The sequence below is a fragment of the Haemophilus parainfluenzae genome (assembly GCF_003252725.1).
GTDB classification, from domain to species: domain Bacteria; phylum Pseudomonadota; class Gammaproteobacteria; order Enterobacterales; family Pasteurellaceae; genus Haemophilus_D; species Haemophilus_D parainfluenzae_L.
Map to the genome: position 1 here is coordinate 1 of NZ_QEPO01000032.1, position 411 is coordinate 411.

Genomic DNA, 411 nt, shown 5'->3' on the forward strand with positions numbered 1-411 from the left:
ACGGTATGATTCATGACTGGGGTGAAGTCGTAACAAGGTAACCGTAGGGGAACCTGCGGTTGGATCACCTCCTTACCAAAAACGAGAGACAATAAGTGTCCACACAGATTGATTGATATATTGTAGAAAATAAATGAAGAGAGAAAAGTGCGTAAGCAAAATGTAAGGTAGAGTATCTTTATTTGTTGTCCCCATCGTCTAGAGGCCTAGGACATCGCCCTTTCACGGCGGTAACCGGGGTTCGAATCCCCGTGGGGACGCCAAATAAAGATAACTTTATTATCTTCTGTTCTTTAACAACCAGGAAACAAGCTGAAAAACTGAAGAGACTTTCAAGTCCTTTTTAAAGGATAAGAAAAAGTCTGAGTAAGAAAAAATCTTGATTGAACAAAAGCAATCAAGTATTTAGTT

At 39.7% G+C, this 411-nt stretch carries 1 tRNA gene and 1 rRNA gene; both read left to right on the forward strand.

Annotated elements, in window-relative coordinates:
- Positions 1 to 75: ribosomal RNA gene (locus tag DPV85_RS09915) — 16S ribosomal RNA — on the forward strand; the annotation flags it as partial.
- A gap of 112 nt (positions 76 to 187) precedes the next feature.
- A tRNA-Glu gene (locus DPV85_RS09920) sits at positions 188 to 263 on the forward strand.
- The last annotated feature ends 148 nt before the right edge of the window (positions 264 to 411 follow it).